Source organism: Microbacterium testaceum (assembly GCF_029761935.1).
Classification (GTDB): domain Bacteria; phylum Actinomycetota; class Actinomycetes; order Actinomycetales; family Microbacteriaceae; genus Microbacterium; species Microbacterium testaceum_A.
Genome location: NZ_CP121699.1, coordinates 2,707,367 through 2,724,622, shown reverse-complemented (window position 1 = coordinate 2,724,622; position 17,256 = coordinate 2,707,367). Strand labels below are relative to the sequence as shown.

Sequence of the window (17,256 nt, the reverse complement as noted above, 5' to 3'; positions counted from 1 at the left end):
CCTGTTCTCTCTTGGTGGGTGTCGGATGCCGGGCCTCAGCCGCGGCGTCCTCCGCTGACGAACTTCCGCCAGAGGCTCTGGGTGTTGCCGCGGGTCGCGGCGGTGCGGCGCACCTGGTCGACGTAGACGGCGGTGATCAGCACCGCGCCCACCGCGACCTGCTGCCAGAAGGGCTGCACGCCGGTGATGACGAAGCCGTTCTGCAGCACGGCCGGGATGAAGAGGCCGACCACGGTTCCGAAGATCGTGCCGACCCCGCCGAAGAGCGAGGTACCGCCGATGACGACGGCCGCGATCACGTTCAGGTTCGTCTGCGACTGTCCCGCGATCGCGGTGGTCGAGAACTGCGAGAGGGCCAGGATGCCGGCGAGACCCGCGAGCGCTCCCGACAGCGTGTAGACCGAGATGAGGTGACGGTCGACCTTGACGCCGACGCGGCGGGCGGCGAGCTCGCTCGAGCCGACGGCGTAGGTGTACAGGCCGAACTTGGTGAAGTGCAGCACGATCGCGCCGATGACGACCACGACGAGCGCGATGACGCTGATGATCGGCAGCGAACCGAACACGTTGCCGTACCCGATCGAGACGGTCAGCACGGTGGGCACGTCGCGGATGTCGACGCCGCCGGTGAGGATCTGCGCGAGACCGAGCGCCATTCCCAGCGAGCCGAGGGTGACGATGAGCGGCGGGATCTTCGCCTTCGCGATGAGGAAGCCGTTGAGAAGGCCCCAGCACACGCCGCTGAGGATCGAGACCAGGATGCCGATGGTCGCCACGCCCCAGCCTTCACCGCCGAGCGCCCTCATCGTGAGCGCGGAGACGACGCCCGAGAACACCAGCACCGATCCGATGGAGAGGTCGATGCCCGAGGTGATGATGATGTACGTCATGCCGACGCCGAGGACGGCGAGGATCGAGGCGTTCTGGATGATGAGGCGGAAGTTCGACCACTGCGCGAACGAGTCGGGGGCCAGCGCACTGAAGATCAGCACGATGACGATGAGGATGATGAGGATCTGGAAGGCCTGCGCCTTGAGCAGTCCTTTGAAGAAATTCGGCCGCGAGTCATCGAAGGTCCCGATGGCGACGGTCTCGGTGGGAGGGGTCTTGGTGCTCATTTGGAGTCGTCCTTCGTGACGGCGCCGGTCATGAGTCCGACGAGTTCTTCCATGGAGGTGTTCTTCGCGTCGACGTTGGCGACGCGCGTGCCCAGGCGCAGCACCTGGATGCGGTCGCAGACCTCCATCACGTGCGGCATGGAGTGCGAGATCAGCACGACGGCGATGCCCTTGTCGCGCACGCGGCGGATCGTCTCGAGCACGTTCTTCGTCTGGCGCACGCCCAGGGCGGCGGTGGGCTCGTCGAGGAAGACGAGGCGACCGGCCCAGTGCACGGCCCGGGCGATCGCGATGGCCTGGCGCTGACCGCCCGACATCTCGCCCACCGGCGACGACAGCGATCGCACCGTCGCACCGAGTTCGTCGAACGCGGCCCGCGAGGCGACGGCCATGTCTTTGGTCTTCATGAAACCCAGCGCGCCGGCGAGACCGGGGCGGCGGATCTCGCGGCCGAGGTACATGTTCTGCACGGGGTCGAGGTGCGGCGCCAGTGCGAGGTCCTGGTAGACCGTCTCGATCCCGAGCGACGACGCCACCTGCGGGTTCGACATCTCGATGGGCTTGCCGTCGAAGAGGATCTCGCCCTCGTCGACCGCGAGGTTGCCCGAGAGGGCTTTGACGAGCGTCGACTTGCCGGCGCCGTTGTCGCCGATGAGGGCCGTCACTTCTCCGGGGTAGACCTCGAAGTCGACGTTGTTGAGGGCGCGGACGGATCCGAACTGACGTGACAGGCCGCGGGCCTGCAGCACCGGGACGGTCGTGGTGACTGACGACATCGTCAGCTCCTTTCAGGGGTGGGGGTGAGAGGGGCGAGCACGGCGGAACGGTGCTCCGCCGGGTCGAGCGATGACGAGAGGAAGGTGTCCGCGACGTCCGCGAAGGTTCCGGATGCCGTGGCCCCGGCCGACCGCGCGGCGAAGGCGGCGAAGAGCGCCGCGCCGTAGGCCGTGCCCTCGTCGTGGGTCGAGACGGTGACCTCGGGCAGCAGCGCGGAGCGCGAACGCACGACGGACACCATGGTCGACCAGCCCCCGGTGAGCACCGTCGAGGTGGGAGGAGTCACTTCGCGGTCCATCGCCGCCATGCACTCGGCGAGCATGTCGTTGCCATGGCGCAACGACGCCGCGAACAGTTCCGCGGGGCTGAGCCCGTCGCTCTGCGCGACGATCTTCAGCACGCCGTCGTCGTTGCGCGCGCCCGAGACCTCCAGGCCTCCGTCGGCGAGGGTCCCGTCGACGGGAAGAGCGAGAGCCTCGTCGTCGATGCGGGCCCGCCCCACGGCATCCGCGATGCCGAGCAGCTGCAGCACGCGCCGCATGAGCAGGCCCGACTTCGTGCCCGCCAGCAGGACGTACTTGCCGGGGATGACGTGGCGCACGCAGTTGATGCCGGCGTGGGCGAGACGCTCGCGCGCATCGAAGGGAAGGGTGTCGTCGAGCACCCGCACGAGTGCCTCTGCGGTGCCCATCGAGTCGTAGAGCTGACCGGTGTGCGTGGCGCCGGCGGCGACCGCCGACACGAGGTGGTCGTGACCGGCGACGGTGAGGGCGGCGCCGCGGAAGCCCGCGGGCATGTCGGGGTCGGTGAGGGTTCCGACCGGCTCCCCCGCGCTGACGAGGGCGCCGAGGATCGACTCGTCGACGCCGAGCACGTCGAGGGCGGTCTGCCAGGGGGTGCTGTCGTCCTGATCGATGAGGCCGGTGCGCGAGACGAGCGAGTACTCCGCGACACGAGGGCCGCCGAGCGCGTGCACGACGAACTCGGGGACGTTCAGGAACGTGGTTCCCGCGAGCGCGATGCCCTCGTCGCGCAGGTGCAGCAGCTTGGCGATGGATGCCAGGGGTCCGACCGGCAGTCCGGTGCGGCCGGGGAACTCGGCGCGGAAGGAATCGGGCGTCGCCATGATCTGCGCCGCCCCGCGCGGGTCGAACCACGCCATGATCGGCGCGAGGGCCGCGCCTCGCTCGTCGAGCAGGACGCCCGCTTCGGCCATGCCCGAGACCCCGAGCGCGACGATGCGATAGCCCTCGTCGAGGCGCGCGTCGGCCTCGGCGGCGAGGTCGTGCACGACGGCGACGGCCTCCGCAGCGGTCATCTCGGCCTGACCGTGGTCGAGGTTGGTCCACGGCGACCGGCGGCTCACCACGAGCACCTGGCGTCCGTCGGGGGTGGCGACGAGCAGCTTCGTGCTCGTCGAGCCCATGTCGACGCCGACGACGTAGTCGCTCATCGCACGTCACCGCCGCGGAGGGTTCCGGGCCAGCCGGCGCCGGGGGCGGCGACGAGGATCTCGGCTCCGCCCGTGAGGCGCCAGGCGCCGAAGGCGTGCGGCACGGCGTAGACCTGTCCGCGCTCGACGTCGACCCGGCCGGCATCCGACACGAGGGCGCCCGCGCCCTCGCGCACCAGGACGACCGAGAAGCCGGCCGCGTGCGCCACCGTGTCTCCCGAGGCGTCGAAGAGGCGGAAGTAGGGGTCCGCGGCATCCGGCAATAGGGAACGGAAAGCGGGTCCGGCCGGGGTCGTGCCGGAGGTGCTGACCAGGGCGTCGAGGGCTGCAGCGTCGAGCTTCTCGGTCGACACCGCGGGCATGACGGCATCGAAGCCCAGGTCGAGGTGCGACTCTTCGCGCGTCGAGGTCGTGACCGACCACTCCAGCAGGATCGAGAAGTCGGTGGGTTCCTGCACCTCGGCGACGAAGATGCCGCCGTCGATCGCGTGCACGGTGCCGGCGGGCACGAGCACCCCCATGCCCGGGCGGACGACGACGCGGTTCATGTGGGCGAGCATCCACTCGCTGTCCTGCGCGTCGCGGCGGCGGTCGAGTTCGTCGCGGTCGACGCTCTCGTTCCAGCCGACGTGGACGGCGCAGTCGTCCTCGGTCTCGAGCACGTACCAGGCCTCGGTCTTGCCGTACGGGCAGTCGAGGTGGGCGCTCGCGAACCCGCGGTCGGGGTGCACGTGGACGGGGAGGCGCTGCCGGGCGTCGAGGAGCTTGACCAGGATGCCGAGGTCGGCGGCATCCCGTCCGGTGCGCGCTCCCACCCACGCGGCGCGGTCGGCGGTGACGAGGTCGCGCAGGACGTCGCCGCCGTCGGTGACGGCGAGACCGATCTCGTCGGAGCCGAAGCGCGAGACGGTCGAGCCGAGCCACTCCTCGGGCTGACGGTCGGTCTCGGGCACGATGCCGCGGAGGGCGGCGATGCGGTCGCCTCCGCGGTAGAAGTGCTGCACGGGATTGGGGGGCAGCAGGACGGGCTTCATCGCGTCGCTCCGATCGGGTCGAGGGGAAGGGCGGGGGCGATCTCGCCCGAGCCGCGGGGCACGAGACGCGTCGGCACGACCGTGCGGCTCGGAGCGTCGTCCGGGTACTGGGCCAGGTGCCGGAGGCGGTGGAAGGCCGCCGCGCCGAGCAGACGGGGATCGTGATCGACGTAGGAGATCCCGGGTTCGAGCACCTCGGCGAGGGTGAAGTCCCCGAACGAGATGAGCGCGGGCATCCCGAGCCCCCGCGCGCGGATCGCGCGCACGGTCGCGATGGCCGCGAGGCTCGTCGCGCACAGCAGAGCGGTGGGGGCGTCCACGCGTTCGAGCAGGCGCGAGGCTTCGGCCGCCTCCCCCGCGCGGAAGCGCTCGTGCGAGATCACGAGTGAGGGGTCGAAGGCCACGCCGGCCGCTTCGAGCGCGGCGCGGTATCCGGCCAGGCGATCGCTGACGGTGGGGTAGGGGACGTCCTCGCCCATGAAGGCGATCCGGCGGTGGCCGTGCGACAGGAGGGCGGTCGTCGCTTCGACCGCCGCCCCGAAATCGTCGATGACGACCGCGTCGATCCCCGAGCGCACGCGGTCGACCGTCACCACGGGGCACCTGTTGCGGAGCCCCGCGAGGACCGCGGCGGGTACGGCGACGGGCGCGACCACGAGACCGGCGAGGCGGCGTCCGGTCAGGCGGTCGAGCTGGGCCGTCTCTCGCGCGGCGTCGTAACCGGTGCTGGCGAAGATCACACTCAGCCCCTCGGCGATCGCGAGCTCCTCGACCACGCTGACGAAGGCGGCGAAGAAGGGGTCGCTGATCGCGTCGATCAGGATGCCGATCGTGTCGGCCTCGCGACGCTTGAGCTCCCGGGCGCTGCGGTCGGGCACGAAGCCGAGGTCGCGCACGGTCTGCATGACCTTGTCGCGGGTGACGGGGAGCACCCCGGTCTCGTCGTTGATGACACGGGACACGGTCTTGGGGCTCACACCCGCAGCCATCGCGACGTCGATGAGGCGAGCGCGCGGGCGGGCCGGCGCGGCCTCGGCGACCGCGGCGGCGGCCACCCGTTCATCGTGCGTCATCGCATCCTCGACATCGTTGTCATTTCGGATCGGATCCCTCGGTCGGGCTCCGATGGAGTCATCCTGCGGTCAGCCGGACAACGTTGTCAAGTCTCAGATCGATTACGGATGACATCGATGTCGAGACCAAGCTCCCACGACGCACCGGGGGCGAGCGCGCGCAACAGCCCCGCCTCCCGCGCGGCGGCACGGCCGTGGATCGTCGCCGCCGTCGCCGGCTCGACGCCCAGCACGAGACCGTCGTCCTGTGCCACGCGCCACTGGAACATCGCCGGCAGCACCGTGGTGTCGAACGAGATCCGGATGCCGAGCCCCGACGCCGCGATCACCTCTGCACTCACCCGGCGATCGCTCGGCAGCTCGTGGCGGAACACCTGTTCGGGGTAGTCCGCGACCGATTCGGGAAACTCCGCCCACCCGTCGAGCCCCGCCTCTGCCGCCGCGTCGCGGGGTTCGACGTGGTCCGCGGGCGAGCGCAGCACGGTGCCCGCGTCGACCAGCGGCCAGCCGAGGTTGACGTGGTAGAGCACCATCGGCTCCACCGCCCGCGACCCGCGATTGACGATCTCGTCGCGCAGCTCGATCCGCCCCGCGCCCAGCGGCACGCGCAGGCGCCGTCGCAGCTCCAGGTGGGCGCCGAGCACCGTCGCCTCGACGACGGTGGCCTCGATCACCACGGCATCCGCCTGCACCTCCGCCCGGGTGACGGATGCCGACAGCCCGCTGTACCGCCCGTGCTGTGGATGCTCTCCCTCGGCGTCGACCGACGGCGGGCCGAACGACAGCAGACCGCAGGTGGTCACGAGTCCCCCGCCGAACGACGCCCCGAACCCCGCGGCGCCGGGGCGCGGCCATCCCGTCGGCGACACCCAGGCCAGGGGCACGCCGCGGTGCCGCACCTGCCCGAGGTCGAGTCCGCGGTCGGGCAGCAGCTCGATGTCGAGGTCGCCCGCGATCACGCGCAGGCGCCGGGTTCCGGCATCCGGCCCATCGCCGCGCACCGATGCCTCGACTGCGGCGACCTGCGCCGCGGAGCCCGAGCGCCGCAGCGCCTCGTCGATCGATCGTCCGTACAGCTCACCCATGAGCCCCGCCTTCCTCGCCGTTGCGACGCTCACGCTATCAATGTTTGACAACGTTGTCTTGCGAACCGCATACTGACCGTCGAGCGCAGAGCCGCGCCCCGACACGACGCTTCGGAGACCCACACCCCATGTCGAAACCCCGCCTCAATCGCCTCTTCAACGCCCGATCCGGTCGCGCGTTCGACGTCGCCGTCGACCACGGCGCGTTCCACGAGTACAACTTCCTCACCGGCATCGAAGACATGGCGAAGACCGTCGCAACTCTCGTCGACGCCGGCCCCGACGCCGTGCAGCTGACCCTCGGCCAGGCCCCGCTGCTGCAGGCGTTCCCCGGCAAGCAGAAGCCCGGACTCGTGCTGCGCACCGACATCGCCAACGTCTACGGCGACCCCCTCGAGACGCCGCTGCACAGCATCCACGTTCCGGATGCCATCGAGGTCGCCGTGCGTCTCGACGCCGTGGCCGTGTGCGTCAACCTCCTCGACCTCCCCGGCGAGCCGCAGGTGCGCGAGCAGTGCATCCGCTCGATCCTGGCCCTCCGCACCGACGCCGAGAAGTACGGGATGCCGCTCATGATCGAGCCCCTCGTCATGCAGACCAAGCCCGGCTCGGGCGGATACGGGGTCGACGGCGACACCGCCAAGGTGATCACGCTCGTCCGCCAGGCGCGCGAGCTCGGCGCCGACCTCATCAAGGCCGATCCCACCGACGACATCACCGAGTACCACCGGGTCATCCAGGCCGCCGGCGACACCCCGCTGCTGGTCCGCGGCGGCGGGCGCGTCGACGACCGCACGCTGCTCGAGCGTACGCAGGCCGTCCTCGAGCAGGGCGCGCGCGGCATCGTCTACGGACGCAACGTCATCCAGCACCACGACCCCGCCGGCATCACGGCCGCGCTCATGGCCGTCGTGCACGACGACGCCTCGGTCGACGAGGCCCTCGCCCTCATCGGCGCCCCCGCAGAAGGAGACCGCGCATGACCGGCAAGAAGATCGGCGTCGGCATCATCGGCGGCGGCCTCATGGGCCGCGAGATCGCGGCGGCGCTGCGACGCTGGCCCGCCCTGATCGACCACCCGGCCGAGCCCGAGCTCGTCGCCGTCTGCGACATCAACCCCGCGGCGCTGGAGTTCTTCGAGCGCATCGACACGGTGCAGCTGACCACGACCGACCACCACGAGCTCCTCGCCGACCCGCGCGTCGACGTCGTCTACATCGCCGTGCGCCACGACCTGCACGAGCGCCTGTACATCGACACCGTCCGCGCCGGGAAGGCGCTGCTGGCCGAGAAGCCGTTCGGCATCGACCGCGCCGCCGCCGATGCTGTCGTGGCCGCGATCGAGGAGAACCCTCAGTCGTTCGTGCGCGTCTCGAGCGAGATGCCGTTCTTCCCCGGTGCTCAGTGGGCCGTCGACTACGTACGCGCGGGCGGTCTCGGCCGCATCGTCGAGGCGAAATGCACCTTCCTGCACTCCAGCGACATCGACGTGAACAAGCCCCTCAACTGGAAGCGGCAGAAGCAGTTCTGCGGCGACGCCGGCGTGCTCAACGACCTCGGCATGCACACGTGGCACGTGCCGCTGCGCCTGGGATGGGCGCCCGAGAAGGTCGTCGGCATCCTGCAGGACATCGTCACCGAGCGCCCCGGCCCCGACGGGTCGCCGCAGCCCTGCGACACGTGGGACAACGCCGTGATCCACTCGTGGTCGCGCCACGAGGGCGCCCCCTTCCCCCTCACCACCGAGACCAAGCGCATCGCTCCGGGGCAGAAGAACACGTGGGAGTTCGAGGCCATCGGCATGTCGGGCGGCGTGCGCTTCAGCACCAAGAACCCCAAGCAGGTCGAGGTGTTCGCCTTCGTCGACGTGCCCGGTGTCGGCCGCGAGCAGAGCTGGCAGAGCGTGGATGCCGGGAGCCAGTCCGTCTGGCCGACGGTGACCGGCCCCAACTTCGAGTCGGGCTTCTCCGACGCCATCCTGCAGATGTGGGCGGCCTTCCTCGCCGAATACTTGGGCGAGCTGGGCGACGGATTCGGCTGCGTGCGCCCCGACGAGGCGGCGCTCACCCACCGCCTGTTCGCGGCCGCGATCGCCTCCCACGAGACGGGCGCGCTGGTCGCCCCCGAGGCCTGATCACGCGACGCGGGGCCCGGACGCGCCACCGGGCCCCGCGTCGCCGGTTCCGAGGCGGGCGCACTCCCTATGCTCGGAGGATGCCGTCGCTTCACGGCAGCACGAGGAGACGCATGCGCAAGACCGGTCGGCCCACGATGATCGACGTCGCCGCCGACGCCGGAGTCAGCCTGAAGACCGTCTCCCGGGTCGTGAACGGAGAGTCGGGCGTCGACCCGGCCATGATCGAGCGAGTGCGCGCCGCGGTCGCGCGGCTCGGGTACCACCGCAACTCCCTCGCCGCGAGCCTGCGCTCGGGCAACCGCGACACGATCGGCTTCGTCGCCGCCGACCTCTCGAACACCTTCTACATGGCCGTCGCCGCCGCCGTCTCGACGATCGCCACGCGAGAGCGCATGCACCTGGTCATGGCATCCAGCGAAGAGGATGCCGACCTGGAACGCACCCTCGCCCTCGATCTCTGCCAGCGCCAGATCGGCGGCCTCATCGTCGTCCCCACCGCCACCGACCACTCCTACCTGTCCCGCGAGGTCGAGCTCGGAACGCCCGTCGTCTTCCTCGACCGCCCCGGCAGCGGGGTACCGGCCGACGCCATCCTTCTCGACAACCGGGGAGGCGCTCGCGACGCCGTCGCTGAGCTCCTCGCGGCCGGACACCGTCGTATCGCCGTCCTGCTCGACTCCCCCGAGATCTTCACCATGGTCGAGCGCCTCGCCGGAGCACGTGAGGCCTTCGCCGCGGCCGGAACGTCCCTCGATCCCGCGCTGGTCGTGGACGGACTCCACACCCCCGCCGTCGCGCGCGACGCCGTGCATCGGCTGCTCGACTCCGCCGACCCGCCGACGGCGGTCTTCTGCGCCAACAACCGCGTCACGATCGGTGCCCTCGAGGCGATCCTGCCCCGCGGAGCGGAGATCGCGATCGCGGGCTTCGACGACTTCGAGCTCTCGCGGCTCCTGCCTCGTCGCATCCGCATCGTCGACTACGACGTCACCGAGCTCGGCACGCGCGCGGCCGAGACGCTGCTGGCGAGGGGCGCCGACCCCGCGACGGGCTCCCACACGCACCTCGTTCCGACGCGCCTCGTCGACCGGGGCGGAGTGTCCTGACCATCGGACGCTCCCGTCTCCGCGCCGGCTCGCGCGGTCCGAGCGTGGCTGCCCCGCTCCCGTCAAGGCCACGCGCCGCGCAGCGGCCCCTGCCTACCGTCGACGTATGACCTCCGATCGCGATCAGTTCACCTTCGACAATCCCGTCACCCGTTATGCCCGCGTCGAGCCGCCCCTGCAGCACCAGCCCGAGCCCGGCGTTCAAGCCGATATGACTCCGGTGCCCGATCTGGGTGAGAAGACCTACCGCGGGCTCGGCCGCCTGGTCGGCCGCAAGGCGCTCATCACCGGGGGCGACTCCGGGATCGGCGGGGCCGTGGCGATCGCCTTCGCGCGCGAGGGTGCCGACGTCGCCATCGTGCACCTGCCCGACGAGCAGCGCGATGCCGACCACATCCTCGAGCAGATCCGGGATGCCGGCCGTACCGGCGTCTCGATCGCGACCGACATCACCGATCCCGGCGCGTGCCGCGAGCTCGTCGCCCGCGCCGCCGAGGCGCTCGACGGCCTCGACATCGTCGTGAACAACGCCGGCAAGCAGGTGATGGTCGAGAAGGTCGACGACCTCTCGGACGAACAGTTCGAGCAGACTTTCCGCACCAACGTGTTCGCGCCGTTCTGGATCACCAAGGCGGCCCTCGCCCATCTGCCGGAAGGTGGCACGATCATCAACACCGCGTCCCTCGAGGCGTACGTGCCGGCGCCCGACCGCCTCGATTACGCCGCGACCAAGGCCGCGATCAACAACCTCTCGAAGGGCCTGGCGCAGCAGCTCGCGTCACGCGGCATCCGGGTCAACGTCGTCGCACCGGGACCCACCTGGTCGGCGCTGCAGGTGAGTCAGGGCGTCTCCGACGACCAGATGGAGCACTTCGACGACGAGAGCACCTATCAGCGAGCGGGCCAGCCGGCCGAGATCGCGCCGGCCTTCGTCTTCCTCGCCTCCGCGGAGTCGAGCTACGTCTCGGGAGAGACCCTCAACGTCAATGGCGGCATGGTCACTCCGTAAGCTGACCACACGCATCGCCCCGGTCCGTCGCGCACGGCCGGGGCGATCGTCGTCCCGGGGACGGGCCACAGCGCACGCTTGCGCAAAACCTCCCGTTCCGCAACCGACCCTTTCCGGGGCCTCCCGTGCGCGAGCGTGAGTGCATGCCCACCGACAACGCCTCCGCCGCCAGCGGGGCGCCCCTCACCCTGTACCTCCTCCACGCGCTGGGAGCGAGCTCCGGCTCCTTCGACCGCCTCGCTGAGAAGCTCGATGACGACGTGCGGGTGCAGGGCATCGACCTCCCCGGGTTCGGCTCCGCCGCGAGCGCCCCCGACGCCACGCTCGACGAGACCGTCGAGCACGTCCTCCGCCACCTCGCCGGCCACGCGAACGGTCCGTGGATGCTCGGCGGCCACAGCATGGGCGGCAAGATCGCCGCGCTCGTCGCCACACGCGTCCTGCGCGGAGACGCTCCGCTGTTCGGGCTCCGCGGCATGGTGCTCATGGCTCCCTCGCCGCCACGTCCCGAGCCCATGGACGAGGAGCGCCGTGAGCGGATGCTCTCGTGGGTCGACGGCGGGGCGATCTCGGAGCAGGATGCCGAGACCTTCATCGATCAGAACACCGCGGAGCCCCTCGACGCCGGGGCGCATTCCCTCGCCCTCGCGGACCTTCGTCGCACGTCCCCCACCGCGTGGCGCGCCTGGCTCGAGACGGGGAGTCGCGTCGACGCCACCGCCGAGGTGCAGACCCTCGATATCCCCGTGCTCGTGCTCGCCGGCACCGACGACGCGGACCTCGGGGCCGCCGCCCAGCCGGAGCTGCTCGCCTCGGTCTACCCCCGCGCGCGTTTCACGACCTTCCCCGACACCGGGCACATGATCCCCCTCGAACGTCCCGCCGAGGCCGCTGCGGCGATCTCCCGCTTCATCGCCGACGAGGTGCGGGTCGGTCCGGTGGTGCCGGACGACTGGGCCCGGCTGATCGCCGGCGATCGTGTCGATGCCCGGGTGCGCGGCATCCTGGCTCGACGGTCCCTGCCCGACGACCGCGGCTACGCCCCCGCGGTGCTGGATCTGGCGCAGTTGACGCTGCTCCGCGAGATCGCCGATCTCGTCGTTCCCCAGGAAGGTCCGGCGATCGACATCGCCGGGCGCGTCGATGCTCAGCTCGCACGCGGCGAGGGGGACGGCTGGCGTCACGCCGACCTGCCCATCGACGCCGAGGCGTATCGCACCGGTCTCGACCAGATGGCCGCCGCGTGGCCCACCGACCCGGCGGAGCGTGCCGAGACCTTCCGCGCCGCCGTCGAGGGAGAGGCGGATGCCGAGGGCCCCTTCGACGCCACCCAGCTGAAAGCGTGGCTCGAGGACGTGCGCAACGACCTCGTGCGCCAGTGGCTCGCCCACCCCGCGAGCATGGCGCGCGTCGGCTACGACGGGTTCGCCACCGGCGGCCGCCCCATCCGCGGATTCGTCGAGTTGCGCTTGGGGCGCCGCGAAGACTGGGAGCCGGCGAACGTCGGCGGCACGATCGCGACGGGAGACGCGGCATGAACCTCGAAGCGATGCGCACCTTCAGCGACGACGAGATCGTCGACGTGGTGGTGATCGGAACCGGTGCCGGCGGCGCACCCCTGACCGCCGAACTCGCGCGGAAGGGACTCACCGTCGTCGCGCTCGAGGCCGGGCGGCACTTCTCGCTCGACGACCTCACCCCCGACGAGACCGAGGCCGTCGAGATCAACTGGATGTCGGAGCGCCTCAGCGGTGGAGACGACCCGACCGCGTTCGGCCCGAACAACAGCGGGCGCGGCGTCGGCGGCTCGATGCTGCACTGGGGCGCCTTCACCCCGCGCCCTGATCGCCGCGACCTCGCGTTGCGGACCGAGTCGGGCGTCGGCCGCGACTGGCCGATCGACCCCGACGAGCTGCTGTCCTACGTCGAGCGCGTCGAGGGCGACATCGGCGTCTCGGGTCCGTCCCCCTACCCGTGGGACCCCAGCCGCACCTACGCCTACGCGCCGGCGCAGCGCAACGCGCCCGCGAATCTCGTGGCCATGGGCTGCGACGCCCTCGGCGTCCGCTGGGCCGACGCCCCGGCCGCCGTGCTCACCCGCGCCCGCCTGCAGGACCACCACGGCGAGCGCGGAGCGTGCGTCAACTGCGGCGAGTGCCACCAGGGCTGCCGGGTGGATGCCAAGGCATCCACCGCCAACACGTACCTGCCCGCGGCCGTGGCATCCGGTGCCGAGATCCGCAGCGAGGCGATGGTGCACGGCATCGAGCTCGACGCCCGCGGTCACGTCGAGGCCGTCGTCTACCGCAAGGACGGCGTCGACCGTCGTCAGCGCTGCCGCGCCCTCGTGCTCGCCGGCGGCGGTGTCGAGACGCCCCGCCTGCTGCTGCACACCGGGCTCGCCAACGACAACGGCCAGGTGGGCCGCAACTTCCTCGCGCACGGCGCGACCCAGGTGTGGGGCCGGTTCGACGAGCCGGTGCGCGGACACCGCGGGTACCCCTCGTCGCTCATCAGCGAAGACATGATGCGCCCGGCCGACGCCGACTTCGCCGGCGGCTACCTTGTGCAGAGCCTCGGGGTCATGCCGCTGACGTTCGCGACCACTCTCGTGCGCGGCGGCGGCCTGTGGGGCCCTGAGCTCCTGCAGCGACTCGATCAGGCGCGGTTCATGGCCGGCATCGGCATCAACGCCGACTGCCTGCCGTCCGACGACAACCGCCTCGAGCTGGTCGACGAGCTCGACGAGTTCGGCATCCCGCGCGCTCGGGTGACGTTCACCGCCGGCGACAACGAGAAGGCGATCGACAAGCACGCGACGGCCTTCATGCTGCGCGTGATGGAGGCCGCCGGGGCGCGCGAGACGATGGTCCTCGCCCGCACCGCGCACACGATCGGCACGTGCCGCATGTCGACCGAACCGTCCGACGGCGTGGTCGATGCCGATGGCCGTTCGCACGAGATCCCGAACCTGTGGATCTGCGACAACTCGGTCTTCCCCTCGGCGATCGCCGCCAACCCCGCGCTGACGATCATGGCGCTATCGCTGCGCACCGCGGACCGCTTCCTCGCCTCCACCGCCGCCTGAGTGGCGTCGTCCGTCCCGCCGCGCGCAGGTGCGGCGGGACGGTGGCGCGCGTCCAGGTCCCCCGGTCCGAGCTCCAAACGGCTCAGGAGCGGCCCCCGTGTTCGCATGCCGAGCGGCCCGGTCCGCTCCGCGCGTCGAACACGGGAGAATGGATGCCATGAAGCTCGAGCACCTCGTCCGGTTCGCCGCCCTCGCTGAGGAGCTGCACTTCCCGCGCGCGGCCGAGAAGCTGCGGATCCCCCTCGCCTCGCTGTATACGACCGTCGACAAGCTCGAGGAGCAGGTGGGGCAGCCGCTCATCTCCCGCACCCCGCCGACGCAGCTCACCCCGGCCGGCCGCCTGCTGCTCGAAGAAGCCCACCTCCGCATCGCGGATGCGCCTCCCGCCGCGCCGCGGCAGAAGGCCCCCGGCGGCGGCAAGGCGAAGGCCAACAAGGGCAAGGGCCGCGCCCCGATCGTGAAGGGCGAGCCGAAGCCCTACAAGAAGCGCCAGGGCCGCTGACCCCGCCGTTCCCCGCCGCACCCACACGCGATAAACGCTGATAGTGGCGAGACTCGCTGCGACACAGCGTGTCCCGACAGAATCCGCGTTTATCGAGCGACGGGTGCGCCCCGCGCCGCTCGCCTAGAGCTCGGTCACGACCCCGGCTTGCACGCGCCAGCGGCGGTCGGTCTGCACCGCGGCCAGCATCCGCCGGTCGTGCGTGACGAGCAGCAGCGTGCCGGTGTACGACTCGAGCGCCTGCTCGAGCTGCTCGATCGCCGGCAGGTCGAGGTGGTTCGTCGGCTCGTCGAGCACGAGCACGTTGACGCCCCGCGCCTGCAGCAGGGCGAGTCCCGCGCGCGTGCGCTCGCCCGGCGAGAGCTCATCGACCGGGCGGGTGACGTGATCGGCCTTGAGCCCGAACTTCGCCAGCAGCGTCCGCACCTCACCGGCGTTCATCTCCGGCACGAAGTCCTCGAAGGTCTCGGCCAGCGCACGCCCGCCGACCAGCAGCGACCGTGCCTGGTCGATCTCGCCGATCGCAACGCTCGAGCCCAGCGAGGCCGATCCCTCGTCAGGGCTCTGACGGCCGAGGATGCCGCGCAGCAGGGTCGACTTGCCGGCGCCGTTCGGCCCGGTGATGCCGATCCGCTCGCCCGCGTTGACCTGCAGTGACACCGGCCCGAGGGTGAAGTCGCCCTGGCGGAACACCGCCCCCGACAGCGTCGACACGACCGAGCTCGAGCGCGGCGCCGATCCGATCGTGAACTCGAGCTGCCACTCCTTGCGCGGCTCTTCGACCTCGTCGAGGCGGGCGATCCGGCTCTCCATCTGGCGCACCTTCTGCGCCTGCTTCTCGCTCGATTCCGTCGCGGCCTTGCGGCGGATCTTGTCGTTGTCGGGCGACTTCTTCATGGCGTTGCGCACGCCCTGGCTCGACCACTCGCGCTGCGTCCGAGCACGCGAGACCAGGTCGGCCTTCGTGTCGGCGTATTCCTCGTACTTCTCACGCGCCTGGCGGCGCAGGGTCGCGCGCTCCTCGAGGTAGGCGTCGTACCCACCGCCGTAGACGCGGTGGGAGTTCTGCGCGAGGTCGAGCTCGAGCACGCGGGTCACCGAGCGGGCGAGGAACTCGCGGTCGTGACTGACCAGCACCACCCCGCCGCGGAGCCCCTTCACGAAGGTCTCGAGCCGCTCGAGCCCGTCGAGGTCGAGGTCGTTGGTCGGCTCGTCGAGAAGCGCGATGTCGAAGCGCGACAGCAGCAGAGCCGCCAGCCCCACGCGCGCCGCCTGGCCGCCGGAGAGGCCCGTCATCTCGGCATCCGGTCCCACGTCCAGACCCAGGTCGGCGAGCACGATCGGCATCCGCTCGTCGAGGTCGGCCGCGCCACTGGCGAGCCAGCGCTCGAGGGCCGTGGCGTAGGCGTCGTCCGCCCCCACGACCGAGGCGTCGCCGAGCGCCGCCGCCGTGGCATCCATCTCCCGCGTCGCCTCCGCGCACCCGGTGCGGCGGGCGATGTACTGCGCGACGGTCTCTCCCGCGACGCGCTCGTGCTCCTGCGGGAGCCAGCCGACGAAGGCGTCGCTGGGCGCGAGGCTGATCGATCCACCCTGCGGCTCGTCGACGCCGGCGAGCAGACGCAGCAGCGTGGACTTGCCCGCTCCGTTCGCCCCCACCACGCCGATCACGTCTCCCGGCGCGACGGTCAGGTCGACGCCGTCGAAGAGCGTGCGGTGTCCGTGGCCCCCGGCGAGGCCCTGCGCGACGAGGGTGGCGGTCATCCCTCTAGTGTCTCAGGGCCGCCGCGCTGTTCGCGCCTCCGCCTTCGACGCGTCGAAGACCCCGGATGCCACTCCCCCAGGCGCCCGCCCATGCAGGTCCCTCAGCCCGTCGACGGGACAAGACACCGGTCCGCGCCGCCCGGGTCCCTGAGCCCGCTGAAGGCACCGGATGCCGTCCCGTCACCGCGCCCGCGGGTGCGAGGTCGCGTACACGTCGCGCAGCGCGTCGACCGAGACGTGAGTGTAGATCTGCGTCGTCGACACCGACGCGTGTCCGAGCAGTTCCTGCACGACGCGCACGTCCGCTCCGCCCTGCAGCAGGTGGGTCGCGAACGAGTGCCGCAGCGTGTGCGGCGAGACGTGGGCGGTGAGCCCCGCCTTCTCTGCGGCGGCCTGGATGATCAACCATGCGCTCTGGCGCGACAGCGGCGCCCCGCGCACGCCGAGGAAGAGCCGCGGTGTCGCCCGTCCCTTTGCGGCGAGCGCGGGTCGCACGCGCGTGAGGTAGGCCTCGACGGCCGCGCGGGCGTACGAGCCGACGGGCACGATCCGCTCCTTGTCGCCCTTGCCGCGCACGCGCAGCAGGTCGCCGTGGGCGGTGTCGTCGACGTCGAGCTGCACGATCTCCGACACGCGGGCACCCGTGGCGTACAGCAGCTCGAGCAGAGCGCGGTCGCGCACGGCCGCCGGCTCCGCGGCGGAGGCGTCGGCCGAACCGGGCGCGGGACCCGCGGCATCCAGCAGCTGATCGACCTGAGCGATCGTGAGGGCCTTCGGCAGGCGGCGCGGAGCCTTGGGCGGGCGCAGTCGGCCGCTGGGGTCGGCATCCACGCGTCCCTCCCGCACGAGGAAGCGGTGCAGCCCCCGCACCGACGACTGCAGCCGCGCCAGCGACGACGAGGCGGGCGGTGGCTCGGCCGAGGCCCGCTCGGCCGCGAAGTCCGCGATCAGAGCGGACGTCACGACCTCGACCTCGACGACGCCGCGCTCACCTAACCACGCCGTGTAGACCGACAGGTCGCGGCGATACGCGGCGACGGTGTGGTCCGAGAGCCCGCGCTCGAGCGCAACGTGCCGAAGGTAGGTCTCGACCGCGCGCTCGAGCTCCAC

At 71.4% G+C, this 17,256-nt stretch carries 15 protein-coding genes; 7 read left to right on the top strand and 8 right to left on the bottom strand.

What is annotated here, in order from left to right:
- Positions 1–35 precede the first annotated feature (35 nt).
- From QBE02_RS13015 to QBE02_RS12990, 6 genes are all read right to left on the bottom strand, one after another.
- Positions 36–1,118: an ABC transporter permease gene (locus QBE02_RS13015; protein ID WP_279366112.1), complete on the bottom strand. Its 1,083-nt coding sequence runs from the start codon at positions 1,116–1,118 to the stop codon at positions 36–38.
- Positions 1,115–1,894 carry an ATP-binding cassette domain-containing protein gene (locus QBE02_RS13010; RefSeq protein ID WP_279366111.1) on the bottom strand — a complete coding sequence of 260 codons (780 nt, stop codon included), beginning with the start codon at positions 1,892–1,894 and terminating at the stop codon, positions 1,115–1,117. Before QBE02_RS13010 ends, QBE02_RS13015 begins: the two co-directional genes overlap by 4 nt.
- A 2-nt stretch (positions 1,895–1,896) precedes the next feature.
- Positions 1,897–3,348, bottom strand: a complete 1,452-nt coding sequence (locus QBE02_RS13005) for an FGGY-family carbohydrate kinase (RefSeq protein ID WP_279366110.1) — start codon at positions 3,346–3,348, stop codon at positions 1,897–1,899.
- On the bottom strand, positions 3,345–4,382 hold the full coding sequence (locus tag QBE02_RS13000) for a class I mannose-6-phosphate isomerase (RefSeq protein ID WP_279366109.1): 1,038 nt from the start codon (positions 4,380–4,382) through the stop codon (positions 3,345–3,347). Before QBE02_RS13000 ends, QBE02_RS13005 begins: the two co-directional genes overlap by 4 nt.
- Positions 4,379–5,455, bottom strand: a complete 1,077-nt coding sequence (locus QBE02_RS12995) for a LacI family DNA-binding transcriptional regulator (RefSeq protein ID WP_279366108.1) — start codon at positions 5,453–5,455, stop codon at positions 4,379–4,381. Before QBE02_RS12995 ends, QBE02_RS13000 begins: the two co-directional genes overlap by 4 nt.
- An 86-nt stretch (positions 5,456–5,541) precedes the next feature.
- Entirely contained in the window at positions 5,542–6,573 is a 1,032-nt protein-coding gene (locus tag QBE02_RS12990; protein ID WP_279366107.1) for an aldose 1-epimerase family protein, read from the bottom strand.
- Between the two features lie 95 nt (positions 6,574–6,668).
- On the opposite strand from QBE02_RS12990, the gene QBE02_RS12985 reads away from it, so the two are divergent.
- From QBE02_RS12985 to QBE02_RS12955, 7 genes are all read left to right on the top strand, one after another.
- On the top strand, positions 6,669–7,523 hold the full coding sequence (locus QBE02_RS12985; RefSeq protein WP_279366106.1) for a class I fructose-bisphosphate aldolase: 855 nt from the start codon (positions 6,669–6,671) through the stop codon (positions 7,521–7,523).
- A complete protein-coding gene (locus tag QBE02_RS12980) occupies positions 7,520–8,674 on the top strand; it encodes a Gfo/Idh/MocA family protein (protein ID WP_279366105.1) in 1,155 nt (384 codons plus the stop codon). Before QBE02_RS12985 ends, QBE02_RS12980 begins: the two co-directional genes overlap by 4 nt.
- A 113-nt stretch (positions 8,675–8,787) precedes the next feature.
- On the top strand, positions 8,788–9,783 hold the full coding sequence (locus tag QBE02_RS12975; protein ID WP_279366104.1) for a LacI family DNA-binding transcriptional regulator: 996 nt from the start codon (positions 8,788–8,790) through the stop codon (positions 9,781–9,783).
- Between the two features lie 106 nt (positions 9,784–9,889).
- Entirely contained in the window at positions 9,890–10,792 is a 903-nt protein-coding gene (locus QBE02_RS12970) for an SDR family oxidoreductase (RefSeq protein WP_074695216.1), read from the top strand.
- Positions 10,793–10,935: 143 nt separating this feature from the next.
- Entirely contained in the window at positions 10,936–12,330 is a 1,395-nt protein-coding gene (locus QBE02_RS12965) for an alpha/beta fold hydrolase (protein ID WP_279366103.1), read from the top strand.
- Positions 12,327–13,880 (top strand): GMC family oxidoreductase, encoded by a 1,554-nt coding sequence (locus QBE02_RS12960; RefSeq protein WP_279366102.1) that lies wholly within the window; start codon positions 12,327–12,329, stop codon positions 13,878–13,880. The genes QBE02_RS12965 and QBE02_RS12960 overlap by 4 nt, the downstream gene beginning before the upstream one ends.
- 157 nt (positions 13,881–14,037) lie before the next feature.
- Positions 14,038–14,382, top strand: coding sequence for a LysR family transcriptional regulator (locus QBE02_RS12955; protein ID WP_144785893.1), 345 nt, complete (start codon positions 14,038–14,040; stop codon positions 14,380–14,382).
- A gap of 123 nt (positions 14,383–14,505) precedes the next feature.
- On the opposite strand, the gene abc-f is transcribed toward QBE02_RS12955, so the two are convergent.
- Positions 14,506–16,146 (bottom strand): ribosomal protection-like ABC-F family protein, encoded by a 1,641-nt coding sequence (abc-f, locus tag QBE02_RS12950; RefSeq protein WP_279366101.1) that lies wholly within the window; start codon positions 16,144–16,146, stop codon positions 14,506–14,508.
- Positions 16,147–16,326: 180 nt separating this feature from the next.
- Complete coding sequence (gene xerD, locus QBE02_RS12945) at positions 16,327–17,256, bottom strand: site-specific tyrosine recombinase XerD (protein WP_268104823.1); 930 nt, start codon at positions 17,254–17,256, stop codon at positions 16,327–16,329.